Origin of the sequence: Streptomyces sp. NBC_00212, assembly GCF_045206365.1 — a bacterium.
In the GTDB taxonomy this organism is placed as follows: Bacteria; Actinomycetota; Actinomycetes; order Streptomycetales; family Streptomycetaceae; genus Streptomyces.
In genome coordinates, this window is record NZ_CP108115.1 from 2,757,694 (window position 1) to 2,771,630 (window position 13,937).

General features: G+C 71.8%; 11 protein-coding genes. 5 read left to right on the forward strand and 6 right to left on the reverse strand.

Annotated features, from left to right (window positions below):
- Window positions 1–130: 130 nt before the first annotated feature.
- A complete protein-coding gene (locus OHA17_RS12400; RefSeq protein WP_398879384.1) occupies window positions 131–1,360 on the reverse strand; it encodes an Ig-like domain-containing protein in 1,230 nt (409 codons plus the stop codon).
- 141 nt (window positions 1,361–1,501) lie between these two features.
- Between OHA17_RS12400 and glgX the strand changes: the two genes are divergently transcribed.
- Window positions 1,502–3,757, forward strand: a complete 2,256-nt coding sequence (gene glgX / locus OHA17_RS12405; RefSeq protein WP_406506591.1) for a glycogen debranching protein GlgX — start codon at window positions 1,502–1,504, stop codon at window positions 3,755–3,757.
- Between the two features lie 205 nt (window positions 3,758–3,962).
- Window positions 3,963–4,541, forward strand: coding sequence for a methyltransferase family protein (locus OHA17_RS12410; RefSeq protein ID WP_406506593.1), 579 nt, complete (start codon window positions 3,963–3,965; stop codon window positions 4,539–4,541).
- Between the two features lie 36 nt (window positions 4,542–4,577).
- On the opposite strand, the gene OHA17_RS12415 is transcribed toward OHA17_RS12410, so the two are convergent.
- Genes OHA17_RS12415 through OHA17_RS12430 form a run of 4 tightly spaced genes read right to left on the reverse strand, consistent with a single transcriptional unit; the run spans window position 4,578 to window position 8,230 of the window.
- Window positions 4,578–5,222 carry a response regulator gene (locus tag OHA17_RS12415; RefSeq protein ID WP_406506595.1) on the reverse strand — a complete coding sequence of 215 codons (645 nt, stop codon included), beginning with the start codon at window positions 5,220–5,222 and terminating at the stop codon, window positions 4,578–4,580.
- A complete protein-coding gene (locus OHA17_RS12420) occupies window positions 5,212–6,480 on the reverse strand; it encodes a sensor histidine kinase (protein ID WP_406510695.1) in 1,269 nt (422 codons plus the stop codon). The genes OHA17_RS12415 and OHA17_RS12420 overlap by 11 nt, the downstream gene beginning before the upstream one ends.
- A gap of 59 nt (window positions 6,481–6,539) precedes the next feature.
- Window positions 6,540–7,331, reverse strand: a complete 792-nt coding sequence (locus OHA17_RS12425; protein ID WP_406506597.1) for an ABC transporter permease — start codon at window positions 7,329–7,331, stop codon at window positions 6,540–6,542.
- Window positions 7,328–8,230, reverse strand: coding sequence for an ATP-binding cassette domain-containing protein (locus OHA17_RS12430; RefSeq protein WP_406506599.1), 903 nt, complete (start codon window positions 8,228–8,230; stop codon window positions 7,328–7,330). The genes OHA17_RS12425 and OHA17_RS12430 overlap by 4 nt, the downstream gene beginning before the upstream one ends.
- 228 nt (window positions 8,231–8,458) lie before the next feature.
- On the opposite strand from OHA17_RS12430, the gene OHA17_RS12435 reads away from it, so the two are divergent.
- From OHA17_RS12435 to OHA17_RS12445, 3 genes are read left to right on the forward strand one after another with little or no spacing between them, the layout of a single operon-like run.
- The gene (locus tag OHA17_RS12435; RefSeq protein ID WP_406506601.1) at window positions 8,459–10,297 is read left to right on the forward strand and encodes an ABC transporter ATP-binding protein; all 1,839 of its coding nucleotides are present in this window, start codon (window positions 8,459–8,461) and stop codon (window positions 10,295–10,297) included.
- Window positions 10,294–12,141 carry an ABC transporter ATP-binding protein gene (locus tag OHA17_RS12440; RefSeq protein ID WP_406506603.1) on the forward strand — a complete coding sequence of 616 codons (1,848 nt, stop codon included), beginning with the start codon at window positions 10,294–10,296 and terminating at the stop codon, window positions 12,139–12,141. Before OHA17_RS12435 ends, OHA17_RS12440 begins: the two co-directional genes overlap by 4 nt.
- Window positions 12,142–12,201: 60 nt before the next feature.
- The gene (locus OHA17_RS12445; RefSeq protein ID WP_406506605.1) at window positions 12,202–13,353 is read left to right on the forward strand and encodes a DUF1266 domain-containing protein; all 1,152 of its coding nucleotides are present in this window, start codon (window positions 12,202–12,204) and stop codon (window positions 13,351–13,353) included.
- An 8-nt stretch (window positions 13,354–13,361) separates the two neighbouring features.
- Here OHA17_RS12445 and OHA17_RS12450 read toward each other — a convergent pair whose 3' ends face one another.
- Window positions 13,362–13,868 (reverse strand): DinB family protein, encoded by a 507-nt coding sequence (locus tag OHA17_RS12450; protein WP_406506607.1) that lies wholly within the window; start codon window positions 13,866–13,868, stop codon window positions 13,362–13,364.
- Window positions 13,869–13,937 lie beyond the last annotated feature (69 nt).

Here is a 13,937-nt window from a genome sequence, read left to right on the forward strand (position 1 = left end):
CCCGACCTCCCCTCCAATGTCACCGTTCAGTCCCAACTTGTCCTGGAACTCTCAGGTGAAACACAGGAACCGTTCCCGGTTGGTTAACCGGGAACGGTCAGGGGCCGTGCGTTCGAGGGGTGAGGGGAAATCAGGAGATCGCGGAGCCCGCCTTCCACTTCGCCCAGTCCAGGTTCCAGCCACTGAGCCCGTTGTCGGGAGCCACCTGGCGGTCATGGGAGTTGACGACCTCGACGATGTCGCCGATGAGGGTGCGGTCGAAGAACCACCCCGCCGGGGTGTCCGAGCTGCCGCCCTTCACATCGCGCAGACCGACGCATCCGTGGCTGGTGTTGGAGTTGCCGAAGGTCTTGGAGGGAGCCCAGTAGTTGCCGTGCAGGAAGGTGCCGGTGTTGGTCAGCCGGATGGCGTGCGGGACGTCCGGAATGTCGTACTCGCCGCCGAAGCCCACGGTCTGGCTGTTCATCCGCGTCACGTCGTACATCTCGGTGACGACCATCTTCCCGTTGTACGTGGTGTTCTTCGGCGACCCCGCGGAGATCGGCAGCGTGGACACCAGCTCGCCGCCGCGCCGCACCTCCATGGTGTGCGCCTCGGCGTCCACGAGGGACTCCTGGGCGCGCCCGACGGTGAAGCCGACCGTCTTGTCCTGGATGCCGTAGACGCCGGGCGCCGCGACCACGTCGCGCAGGTGCATGTCGACGGTGACCTTGGTGCCGGGCACCCAGTACTGCTCGGGCCGGAAGTCGATCCGGTCCTTGCCGAACCAGTGGCCCCGCACGTCCACCGGAGGCTGCGAGGTGATCCTGATGGCGCGCTCGACGGCCGCCCGGTCCTTGATCGGCTGGTTGAAGTTGAACGACACGATCATGCCGACGCCCACGGTCGAGCGGTTCTCGGGCTTGAAGTAACCGATGAACCGGTGCTCGGGGACGAGTGTGGTGAAGCTGGTGTGGCGGGCCTGGCGGTGGCCGTGGCCGTCGAGCGCCACGGTGTCCACCGTGTACAGCGCGGCCAGTTGCAGCGAGCTGCCGGTCGGCGTCCACGTCAGCCCGTCCGCCGAGATCCTGCCCGGCACCTCCTCGGGCTGCGCGTCCTCCGTCTTCATCACCTTGACCCGCTCCAGGCGCCCGCCCGGCACCCGCACCTCCACCTTCTGGTCCGCCTTGACCGCCTTGGCGCCGTCGTCCGGAGTCACCAGAATGGCCTCCTGGGGCGTCAACGGCTTGCCCCCGATGTCGCCGATGTCCAGGGTGCTGCCCGAGCACCCGGTCAGCGTGGCCACCAGGACCGCCGTCAGTCCTGCCCATGCCAGGGCGGCGGCCGTGCCCGCCCCTGCCCGCTTCAGTACGTCTCTCACGACCGACCCAACGACCGCCCCCCGCCGGGGGAAACGTGAGTACGAGGGCTGTTGCGGGAAGAACAGGTGCAGGGACACGCATGGGGAGCCGCGGCCGGGACGCCGCGTGCTGCCCTGCGCCGAGCCGCGGGAGGCCGTCAGGTGTCGAGCGCAGCCGAGCAGAGGGCAGTGCGGGGTGCCGCGCAGGGCGCGCCCGGCACGGAGGGGCACCGGAAGGTGAACGGCCACCGGGGTGAACCGGGGGCGCTGCGCCCCCCTGTCTGGCCGGGCGCGCCGACCCCCCTCGGCGCCCGCTTCCGGGTCGGCCCGGACGGTGTCGCGGGCACCAATTTCGCGCTGTGGGCGGGCGGCGCCGAATCGGTCGAGCTGTGCCTCTTCGACGCGGCGGGCACCGAGTCCCGGCTCGCGCTCACCGAACTGACCCATGAGATCTGGCACGGCTTCGTGCCGGGCGTACGCCCGGGGCAGCGGTACGGATTTAGGGTGCACGGGCGCTGGGACCCGTGGACGGGGGCGCGCTGGAACCCGGCGAAGCTGCTGCTCGACCCGTACGCGCGGGCCGTGGACGGGGACTTCGTGCTGCCGCCCGAGGTGTACGGGCACGTCCGGGACTGGCCGCAGCAGCAGGTCGCCGACACCGTCCGCGACGACCGCGACTCGGCGCCGCACGTCCCCAAGGGCGTGGTGGTGCAGGACGACGACGACTGGGCGGACGACCGCCGCCCCAAGACGCCCTGGTCCGACTCGGTCATCTACGAGCTGCACGTACGCGGCTTCACCCGGCTCCACCCGGAGATCCCCGAGCCGCTGCGCGGCACCTACGCGGGGCTCGCGCACCCGGCGGCGATCGGCCATCTGGTGCGGCTCGGCGTGACGGCGGTCGAGCTGCTTCCGGTGCACCAGTTCGCGCACGAGGACCATTTGCTGCGGCGCGGCCTTCGCAACTACTGGGGCTACAACTCGATCGGGTACTTCGCGCCGCATGCCGGCTACTCGGCGACCGGGACCGCGGGGCAGCAGGTCGGCGAGTTCAAGCGGATGGTGCGGGCGCTGCACGCGGCCGGCATCGAGGTCATCCTCGACGTGGTCTACAACCACACGGCCGAGGCAGGGGAGTTGGGGCCGACGCTGTCCCTGCGCGGCATCGACAACCGCGGCTACTACCGGCTCCAGTCCGATGCCCGCCGCTACGCCGACTACACGGGCTGCGGCAACACCCTCCATGTGGTCCAGCCACATGTCCTGCGCCTGATCACTGATTCGCTGCGCTACTGGGTGACCGAGATGGGGGTCGACGGCTTCCGGTTCGACCTGGCGGCGGCGCTGGCCCGCTCGATGCACGACGTCGACATGCTGTCGCCCTTTCTCGCGGTGATCGCCCAGGACCCGGTGCTGCGCCGCGTGAAGCTGATCGCCGAACCGTGGGACGTGGGCAACGGCGGCTACCAGGTGGGCTCCTTCCCGCCGCTGTGGACCGAGTGGAACGACCGCTACCGGGACGCCGTACGCGACTTCTGGCGGGGCGCGCTGCCGGACGTGCGCGATCTCGGCTACCGCCTCTCGGGCTCCAGCGACCTGTACGCCTGGGGCGGCCGGCGCCCGTACGCGTCGATCAACTTCGTGACCGCGCACGACGGTTTCACGCTGCGCGACCTGGTGTCGTACGAGCGCAAGCACAACGAGGCGAACGGGGAGGGCAACCGGGACGGCACCAACGACAACCGGGCCTGGAACTGCGGGGTCGAGGGCGAGACCGACGATCCCCGCGTCAACGCGCTGCGGCGGCGCCAGCTGCGGAACCTGCTCACCACCCTGCTGGTGTCGACGGGCGTGCCGATGCTGGTCGCGGGAGACGAGATGGGCCGCACCCAGGGCGGCAACAACAACGCGTACTGCCAGGACGGCGAAGTGAGCTGGGTCGACTGGTCGCTCCTGGAGCAGCCGGGGCCGCGCGGCCTGCTCGAACTGGCCACCCGGCTCGTCGAGTTGAGGCACCGGCATCCGGTGCTGCGGCGCCGGGCCTTCTTCTCCGGCCGGGCACAGGGCGCGGACGGGCTGCGGGACCTGGCCTGGTTCACCGCGCGGGGCGAGGAGATGACGGAACAGGACTGGTACGCGCCCGCCGCGACGCTGGGCCTGTACCTGTCCGGCCGGGACATCCCGGGGCGTGACGCGCGGGGCGCGCCGGTGACCGACGACAGCTTCCTGATCCTGCTGCACTCGGCGGACCGCCCGGCGAGCTGCGTGCTGCCGGGGCCGCCGTGGGCCGCCTCGTACGAGCTGGTCGTGGACACCTCGGAGGAGGAGCAGGCCGAGGCGCCGGGGCGGGTGCACCGGGGCGGCGAGACGGTGACGCTGCCGGCCCGGTCGGTGCTCGTGCTGAAGGTGGCGGAGTAGGGGGCGGGCTGATCCGCATGTCCCGGGGGCCGGGGCCGGATGGAGCCGGTGCGGGTGGAGGCGGTGCGGGTGGAGGCGGGGTGGAGGCCGGGCCGCCGAAAGCTCCACCCAGCGGTCCACCCGGGAGCCGATCCTCTCCACCCGCACCGGCTGCGATCGTCGAACGTGCCGGAGCCATCAGCGGGCGACGAGGGAGTGGTGCGGCATGAACAACGACATCGATCTGGCCCTGCGGATCACCCTGTACGCGTGGCTTGCCTGCGAACTGGCTCTCCAGGCAAGGCAGTTGATGAGCAGCGCGCCCACGGAGCGCACCGAGTGGCGCAGCCTGCTGCTCTTCGTCGTGGCGGTGGGCGCGGCCGGCTGGGCGGCGCATCCCGTCGCCCGCGCCACGCCCGCGCTCGACTACTCGACCACGGCTACGGCTGCCCGCCTGGCCGTGCTGATCGTCGCCTGGGCCGGGATAGGCCTGCGGCTGTGGGCCATCGTCGCCCTGGGCCGCTTCTTCCGGGGCACGGTCCACGTCCAGCGGGACCACCAGGTGGTGCGGTCGGGTCCGTACCGCTGGGTGCGCCATCCCGCGTACAGCGGCATCGCGCTGGCCGGGCTCTCCCTCGGGGTGACCTACGACAACGCGGCGGCGCTCCTGGTCTTCCTGGCGGGCGGCGCGCTGGCGCTCGGCTATCGCATCCACGTGGAGGAGAAGCTCCTCTCGGAGGCGCTGGGCACCGCGTACACGGAGTACGCGGCGACCACGCCCCGGCTGATACCCGGGGTCTGGTGAGGGTCCGGTGAGGGCGGGCGGCGCGACGAGCTTCGGCTAGCCGAGGATCTTCCGGTCGTACGCCACCGCCACCGCGGCGGCACGTTCCTTGACGCCCAACTTGCCGTAGATGTGCGTCAGATGGGTCTTCACGGTGGCCTCGCTGATGAACAGGGCCCGCGCGATCTCCCGGTTGGAGGTGCCCTTGGAGACGAGTGCGAGGACCTCGCGCTCGCGGCCCGAGAGGGGTTCACCGGCGGGGACGGCGGGCGTGCGGACCGCCGTGACGAGGCGGGAGGCGACCGCCGGGGAGAGCACCGTGCGGCCCGCGGCCGCGGCCCGGACGGCGGTGAACAGCTCCTCGCGCGGGGCGTCCTTGAGGAGGTAGCCGGTGGCGCCCGCCTCGATCGCGGGGAGGGTGTCCGAGTCGGTGTCGTACGTGGTGAGGACGAGGACCTTGGAGCGCAGCCCGCGCCGGGTGAGCTCGGCGATCGCGGCCACTCCCCCGCCACCGGGCATCCGCAGGTCCATCAGGACTACGTCCGGGTCGAGTCGCTCGGCGAGCTCGACACCCTCGACTCCGTCGGAGGCCTCGCCGAGGACCTCGAAGCCGTCGGCCGAGGCGAACATGCCGCGCAGACCGTCCCGTACTACGGGGTGGTCGTCGCAGATCAGGAGGGTGATGGTGGCGTCATTGGTCATGGGGGACCAACGGTACGCGGGCACAGACCGCGGTGCCATGGCCGGGCTCCGATTCCACGGTGACACTGCCGGCGATGCGTTCGGCCCGGGCGCGCATGCCGTCGAGGCCGAAGCCCCCGGTGCCGGAGCGGGCCGGCAGGCCCAGCGGGTCGAAGCCCCGGCCGTCGTCGCGGACGTCGAGGGAGACCTCGTCGCCCATGAAGGAGAGCGTGACGCCGATGCGGGAGGCCTGGGCGTGGCGGCTCGCGTTGGCGAGGGCCTCCTGGGCGATGCGCAGCAGGGTGGCCTCGATCTCGTCGTGGAGCTGCACGGCGGTGCCGGTCACGGTGAAGTCGGCGCGGACCTGGTGCCGGTTGCCCCAGTCGGCGACGGTCTTCTTCAACGCCTTGTGCAGGACGTCGTGTTCGAGGTCGAGGGGGCTGAGGTTCTGCACGGAGCGGCGGGCCTCGCCGAGGCTGTGCCGGGCCAGCGACTGGGCGCTGGCGAGGTGTTCGCGTACGAGGTCGGGGTCGGTGCTGCTGGTGACGACCTGGAGCTGGGCGATGATGCCGGCCAGGCCCTGGGCGATGGTGTCGTGGATCTCGGCGGCGAGCCGGCGGCGTTCGTCGGCGACGCCCGCCTCCCTTGCCTGGAGCAGGAGTTGGGCGTGCAGGGCGGCGTTCTCGTCGAGGGCCTGCTGGAGGCGGGCGTTGGTGGTCTCCAGCTCGTCGATGGTGGCGACCTGCACGCGGGCCCGCTCGTCCTCCTGGGCGGCGAGGTGGCCGAACACGGTGAGGAGGACGGAGTTGATGGCGAGTACGGCGCCGAACAGGACCCACCCCATGGAGCCCTTGGGTGGCAGGCCGCCGGACTGGGAGCCGGCCATGATCACCGCGGTCGCGAACAGGCCGACCTTGACCCAGCGCCGGGGCAGCACCGCCTGGGCGCCGAAGTAGCCGACGACGGCGTAGAACGCGAAGAACGGGTTGAGCCAGGTGAGCGCGAAGGCGAAGGCCCAGCGCAGGAAGTAGTAGACGACTCCGGCGGCGCTCGGTCCCGGCCGGGTGCGGCGCAGATGGCCCCAGCAGAGCTGGAGCAGCAGGGCACCGCCGGCCAGGGCGGCGGCGGCCCAGCGGTCGGCGGTGCTCATCAGCAGGTCGGCGGTGGCCGCGGCGGCGAGGCAGCCGACGAAGAGGAGTCCATAGGGTCCCCAGCGGTGGAACACCCCCCAGCGTTCCTCCACCGGATCCGACTTCGCCGTGCTCGCCCCGTTGCTCATGGCCCCAGTCTCGTCCACGTCGAAGCCGTCACCGGAGCCGCCCCAGAAGGACACGGCTGTCATTCCCACCGGAACCAGCGGGTGGCGGCCGCCGAGAGGAGCACGGTCCACAGGGCGAGGATGCCGAGGTGGTCCCAGCCGGGCCAGCCGCCGGCCGCGGCCTCGTTGAGGGCCTGGGCTGCGGCACCGAAGGGCAGCAGCTCGACGATGCGGCCCAGTGTGTCGGGCATGGCCTGGACGGGCAGCCAGACACCGGCGCTGAACATCATCGGGAAGAACACCGCGGAGCCGATGGCGTTGGCGACCTTCGAGGTACGGGAGAGGGCGGAGATCAGGGCGCCGAGGGCGAGCGCGCTCAGGACGGCGAGCAGCAGAGCGAGGGCATACCCGAAGAGCTGGTGCGGCAGGGCCACGTGGAAGGCGAGCCGGCCCACCGTGATGGAGAGGACGGCGGAGATCAGCGCGGCCACGCCGTGCAGCCCCATCTGGGCGCCGAGCAGGGCGGCAGGGCGGACCGGGGTGGCCGACATGCGGCGCAGGATGCCGCGCTCGCGGTATCCGGTGATGACCGGCGGCATCGCCTGGAGGCCCGCCATGATCATGGAGAGGAGTACGGCGACGGGAACGTAGGCGTCGACGAAGCGGATGCCGCCGAGCGCCTTGTCGGGGTCGCGGAAGCCGGGGATCGAGCCGAGCACGACAAGGAGGACGGTCGGGAACACCATGATCCAGAAGAGCCCGGCGGGCTCGCGCCGGAACAGCTTGGTCTCGGTCTTCAGTACGGCGACGGCGGCCGTACGGGAGGTGCGGGCGGCTCGGGCGGGGCGCGGCCGGGTGAGGGTGGTGGTCATGCCGAGGCCTCCGTCAGGTCCAGGAACGCGTCGTCGAGGGTCGCCTCGGAGACGCGGAGTTGGTGGGCGGTGATGTGGTGCCGGGCGAGCAGGGTGATCACGGCGTTGACGGTCTCGTCGGTGCCGTGGATGGTCACCCGGCCGTGCTTCTCCTCCACGGCGGCGGCCTGCGGCAGCTCGGCCAGGGCGAAGTCGTCGAGCGGTGCCGAGGGGGTGAAGGAGATGACGGTGGAGCCCGCCGCCCGCCGGATAAGACCGGAGGGGGTGTCCAGGGCGGCGATCCGCCCCTTGTCGATCACAGCGACGCGGTCGCAGAGGCGCTGGGCCTCCTCCATGAAGTGGGTGACGAGCAGGACGGTGACTCCGCTGCGGCGCACGTCCTCGATCAGTTCCCAGGTGTCGCGGCGGGCGCGCGGGTCGAGGCCGGTGGTGAGCTCGTCGAGCACCACGACGCGCGGGTTGCCGATGAGGGCGAGCGCGATGAACAGGCGCTGCTTCTGTCCGCCGGACAGCTTGGCGAAGCGGGTGTTCAGCTTCTCGCCGAGGCCGAGTCGTTCGGCGAGCGGGCGCCAGTCGGCCGGGTTCGGGTAGAAGGCGGCGTACAGCTCAAGGGACTCGCGGACGGTGAGCTTGGGCTGGAGCTCGCTCTCCTGGAGCTGGGCGCCGAGGATGCGGGTCACCTGGTCGTGGTCGGCGACGGGGTCGTGACCGGCCACCCGGATCGTCCCGGCGTCCGGGACGCGGAGCCCCTCGATGCACTCGACGGTGGTGGTCTTGCCGGCGCCATTGGGGCCGAGGATCCCGAAGATCTCGCCCTCTTCCACGGCGAAGCTGACGCCGTCGACGGCGGGCCTGCGGCCGTATGTCTTGCGCACTCCGGTGACTTCGATGATTGGCATGCCTTGAGAATCCCGTTCGGCGGGGGTCCGCCACATCGCCCATCGCGCTCGACCCCGCATCAACCGATCGGTTGATGGGCGGTACGACCCCCTGCCCTCCCGGCTCGAAACGCGACGCGGCGCCGTCCATCACCGCCGCCCGACGACCGGTCCTAGGACCAGCGGACCAGCCGGGCCCGTCCGAAACTCGGTGGGCACTGTCAGTGGCCGTCCGTAGGCTCGGCCACGATGCCCGATACACATGCAGCTACCAAGGACCCGTCGGCCACGCGCGCGCTCCTGAGGCTCTGGCCGTACGTAAGACCCGTGCGAACTCGCCTGTTCAGCGCGGCATTTGTGGCGGTTGTCGCCTCCTGTCTCGGTCTGGTGATCCCGCTCGTCCTGAAGTGGATCGTCGACGGGCCGGTCGCCGACCACGACCCCGGCGGGGTGTGGCTCGGCGCGCTGTACCTGCTGCTGCTCGGGGTGGCGGAGGCGGCGCTCTTCGGGTTCCGGCGGTGGCTGGTGGCGCGGCCGCTCGCGAGCGTCGAGGCGGACATGCGGGCCGATCTGTACCGGCACGTGCAGCGGCTTCCGGTCTCCTTCCACGACCGCTGGGCGTCGGGCCAGCTCCTGTCGCGGGGCACCACGGACCTCATGCTGCTTCGGATGTTCCTGGCGTTCCCGCTGACCTTCCTGGTCGTCAACGGGGTGACGATCCTGGCCGGGTTCGCGATCCTGCTGTCGCAGCAGTGGAGCCTCGGGCTCGTGCTGCTCGTCCCGGTGATCCCGCTGGTGGTCCTGTGCTCGGTCTTCGAGACCCGGTACTCGCTGGTCGCCCGGCAGGCGCAGGACCAGGTGGGCGACCTCACGACGGTCGTCGAGGAGAGCGTGCTCGGCATCCGCATCATCAAGGGGTTCGGCCGCCACCGCAGCCAGGCCCTGGCCTTTCGCGAACTCTCCCGGCGGCTGCGCGGCACCGAGCTCGCCAAGGCCCGGCTGCTCGCCGGGCTCTGGGGCCTGATCACCACGATCCCCGAACTCGCCATCGGCGCGGCCTTGGTGCTCGGTACGGTGCAGGTGGCCGACGGGCACCTCTCGGCCGGAACGCTGGTGGCGTTCCTGTCCACGGCGCTGGCCCTGCGGTGGCCGGTGGAGTCGATCGGCTTCCTGCTTGCGATGAGCCAGGAGTCCGCGACGGCGACGGTCCGCTTCTTCGAGGCCATGGACGCGGAGGAGGAGGCCGAGGGTGCCGCCTCCCCCGACTCCCCGGGTTCCGCGCCGGAGGCCGAGTCGGCCGGCACTGCTCAGGCAGTGCCGGGCCGTGAGGAACTCGGCATCCGGTTCGAGGGGGTCGTCTTCCGGTATCCGGATGCGGCCGAGGGGAGTTCGGCTGTCCTCTCCCGGATCGATCTGCACATACGGGCCGGCGAGACCATGGCCCTCGTCGGGGGGACCGGGTCCGGGAAGACCACGCTCACCGCGCTCGTGCCGCGCCTGCACGAGGCCAGCGGGGGGCGGATCACTCTCGACGGGGAGGACATCGCGCTCATGCCGCGGGAGCGGCTGCGCGGACTGGTCTCCGTCGCGTTCGAGGAGCCCACGCTCTTCTCGGCCTCCGTGGGGGACAACGTCCGCATGGGCGGCGGAAGTCCGGCCGATCTGGAGCGGGCGCTCGACATCGCGCAGGCCCAGTTCGTACGGCGGCTGCCGCAGGGCGTGGACACGCAGGTCGGGGAGCAGGGGCTCAGCCTGTCGGGCGGGCAGCGGCAGCGGCTCGCGCTGGCCAGGGCGGTCGTGGGGCGGCCGAGGTTCCTGATACTCGACGACCCCCTGTCGGCCCTGGACGTACACACCGAGGCGCTCGTCGAGGCGGCGCTGCGGCGGGTGCTTCAGGACACCACCGCGCTGGTCGTCGCGCACCGCCCGTCCACGGTGATGCTCGCCGACCGGGTCGCCCTGCTTTCGGGCGGACGGATCGCGGCCGTCGGCACGCACCAGGAGCTGCTGCGCGGCAACGCCGAATACGCCTGGCTCATGTCGGGCGCCGAAGAACGTCACGACGGCAAGGGGGAGGACGGGCGATGACCACGACTGTCGGGGAGGAGACCGCCACCGGGGAGGACGAGGTGCCGGCGGCCGGCGATCCCTTTGACCGGGACGAGCTGCCCGCGCCCCCGGGGGCGACCGGCGCGCTACTCAGGTCCCTGCTGCGGCCGCTGCGCCGGCGCGTGGTGATCGCGACGCTGATGCTCGTCGTGCAACAGGCCGCGGCCCAGGCGGGCCCGCTGCTCGTCGCGTACGCCATCGACCGGGGCGTGCCGGCGTTCCGCGCGCACGACTACGGGCCGCTGATCGCGGTGGGCGCCGGATATCTGGTGTGCGCGCTGGGCTCCGGGTTCTTCCAGTACGCGTTCATCCAGACCTCCGCGCGGGTCAACCAGGACGTGCTGCTCGATCTGCGCGGGCGGATCTTCCGGCAGGCGCAGGCGCTGAGCGTGGACTTCCACGAGCGGTACACCTCGGGCCGGCTGATCTCGCGGTCCACCACGGACGTCGAGTCGCTGCGGGAGCTGCTCAGCGAGGGCCTGCAGGAGCTGATCGGGGTGATCCTCTCCTCGGTCTACATCTGCGCGATGCTGCTCTGGCTCGACTGGGGCATCGGGGCTCTGGCCGTCGCCTCCTACGTCCCGCTGCACTTCCTGATCCGGCTCTACCAGCGCCGGGCGGGGACCATGTACGCGGCCAGGTCCACCGCGATCGCCGCGGTGATCGTCAAGTTCGCGGAGACCCTGAACGGCATCCGGCCGGTGCAGGCCTTCCGGCGCGAGCGGGCCAACGACGCCGAGTTCCAGGAGCTGAACCGCCGCCACGAGCGGACGAACGGCGACGCCCTCCTGGAGATGGCTCGCTATGTCGTGGGCTCCCGGCTCGTCGCCAACACGGCGGTCGCGGCGATGGTGCTGTGGGGTGCCACCCGGGTCGCGGACGGCGGCCTGGAGCTGGGTGTGCTCGCGGCCGCGGTGCTGTATCTGCGCCGCCTGTACGACCCCATCGACCGGCTCGGCATGTTCCTCAACTCCTACCAGTCGGCCGCGGCCTCCCTGGAGAAGGTCGCCGGGCTGCTCGCCCAGACCCCGTCCGTCCGGGAGAGCGCCCAGCCGTCCGCCCTGCCGGAGCGGGCGGCCGAACTCCCGGGCCGCCGCGTCGAGTTCGAGCAGGTCGGCTTCGGCTACCGGACCGGCGGCGAGGTGCTGCCCCGCTTCGACCTGACCATCCCGGCGGGCCAGACCGTCGCCGTGGTCGGCTCGACGGGCGCGGGCAAGTCCACCCTCGCCAAGCTCCTGGCCCGCTTCTACGATCCGACGGCGGGCCGCGTCCTGCTCGACGGCACGGATCTGCGCGAGCTGTCCGTACGGGATCTGCGGCGCGGGGTCGTCATGGTCACCCAGGAGGCGTTCCTGTTCTCCGGCACGGTCGCCGAGAACATCGCGATCGGCCGCCCGGACGCCACCCGGGACGAGATCGAGCAGGCCGCGAAGGCGATCGGCGCGCACGACTTCATCGCGGGCCTGCCCGACGGCTACGACACCGACGTACGCAAGCGGGGCGGCCGCATCTCGGCCGGGCAGCGCCAACTGGTCGCCTTCGCACGGGCGTTGCTGGCCGACCCGGCGGTGCTGATCCTCGACGAGGCGACCAGTTCGCTGGACATTCCGGGCGAGCGGGCGGTGCAGCGCGCCATGCACACGGTCCTCAACGGGCGTACGGCGGTGGTGATCGCGCACCGCCTGTCCACGGTCGAGATCGCGGACCGGGTCCTGGTGATGGAGCACGGCCGCATCGTCGAGGACGGCTCCCCCGCCGACCTGATCGCGGGCACCGGCCGATTCGCCGACCTGCACCGCGCCTGGCGGGACAGCCTGGCCTGACCTGTGCGTTTCCCTGTACCTGCCGCGTGGCGGCCGGAAGGGAGTTCGTAGGATCGGGGCGTGGCAACGGGGACGGGTACCAACTGGGCGGCGCCTACGGAGACGGAGTGGCTGCTGCACTCGGCGGGGCTGCGCGGCGACGTGATGGCGCAGCTGCGGGTGCTCGCCCGCGAGGAGCTATACATCGCCGCGCCGAAGGCCGAGGTCGACGCGCGGCCCGACCTGATCCGCTGGCCCTCCTACCGGGACGCGTCGGGCTGGCTGTGCAAGCCGGTGCTCACCCGGGGGATGCTGCCGCCGTGGCATCCGGACTGGGTGTTCCACGGGGTCTCCCTCAAGTGGATCGCCGACTCGGGCCTCCTGGACGGGCGGGCGCTCCTCGCGGTCGACGCCGGCACCCCGGCCCAGCTGTTCCTGCCCACCGCCGCCGACAACCTGGCCCTGTGGCGCCGGCTCCACGAGGAGGTCGAGCGCCCCGCCCGGCTGATCGGCCTGCGGCACGGCGCGCTGCGCGGACCGCTCGCGTACGGCCTTGCCTGCGGCGCGCATCTGGCGCTCGGCAACGACGTGCCGTGGAACGAGGTCGGCTCGGTCTACCAGGAGTACACCCGGCAGCTCCGGATGCTCCGCGACTCCTGGGACATCACCGACCGGGCGGGCTGGCGGCAGCAGTTGGACTTCCTGCTCGACGCGCGCAACAGCCCGGCCGAGCCCGACTTCGTCCTGCGCGTGCGCGAGGAATTGCGCGCCGGGCTCGACGAGGCGCCGCCGCCCGATCTGTGGCGCGAGACGGCCGCCGGGCACGCCCAGGACATCGGAGTCGGCCCCGGCGCGGTCAAGGACATCGAAGAGCTGGTCCGGCGCATCATCCGGTACGAGGCCCGGTTCCGGGCGGACGGGCTGCTCTCGCCGGACGGCCGGGTCACCACCACCGTCGCCTACGACTACGGGCGGGCCGTGAACCTGGCACGCTGGGGGCTCTCGGCCCGGTTCTGCACCCCGCACGAGGCCGAGCAGGCGATCGTGCACGCGGGCGCGCTCAGCAAGTCGGCCTACCGCTCGTGGGAGGACTTCTCGGCGGCGTACGCGCTCGGCCGGGTGCTGCGCTTCGACGAGGAGTCGTACGGCCGCTACTACCAGCAGAACGTCGACGCGCACCGGATCCTGACCGAGCACGAGGCCAGCCCCTGGCGGAACATCCCCTGGCGCTGAGCCAGCCTTCAGGCTCCCGTGGTTCCGTCGACGCCCTCGCGCAGGAAGTCGGCGTGGCCGTTGTGGCGGGCGTACTCGTGCATCATGTGCAGCATCACCATGCGCAGCGACACGTCCTCGCCCCAGCGCGGCTGGTGGCCCGCGAGGTCGAGGGACTCGGCGTCCCGCTCGATCCGCCGCGAGTGCTCGACCTCGGCCTCCCAGGCCGCGAACGCCTCGGCCCTGGTGGAGTTGCTCGCGTCGTACGCCGCCTGGAAATCGATCTTGTCCGACCACACCATCGGGATGTCGTGGTCCTCGAAGACCCGGCGGAACCAGGTCCGTTCGACCTCGGCCATGTGCCGCACCAGGCCGAGCAGCGAGAGCGTGGACGGCGGCATCGACTGCCGGCGCAGTTCCTCGTCGCCGAGCCCCTCGCACTTCATGGCCAGCGTCGCGCGGTGGTAGTCGAGGAACGCGCGCAGCGTCTCGCGCTCGCTGCCGAAGTGGGGCGGGCCTATGCGGTGGTCGGTCATGGGTGGGGCTCCTCACGGTGTTCCGGCCGGGCGGCCCGAACAGTACCCGCAGGCACCGGGGCCGGTGTG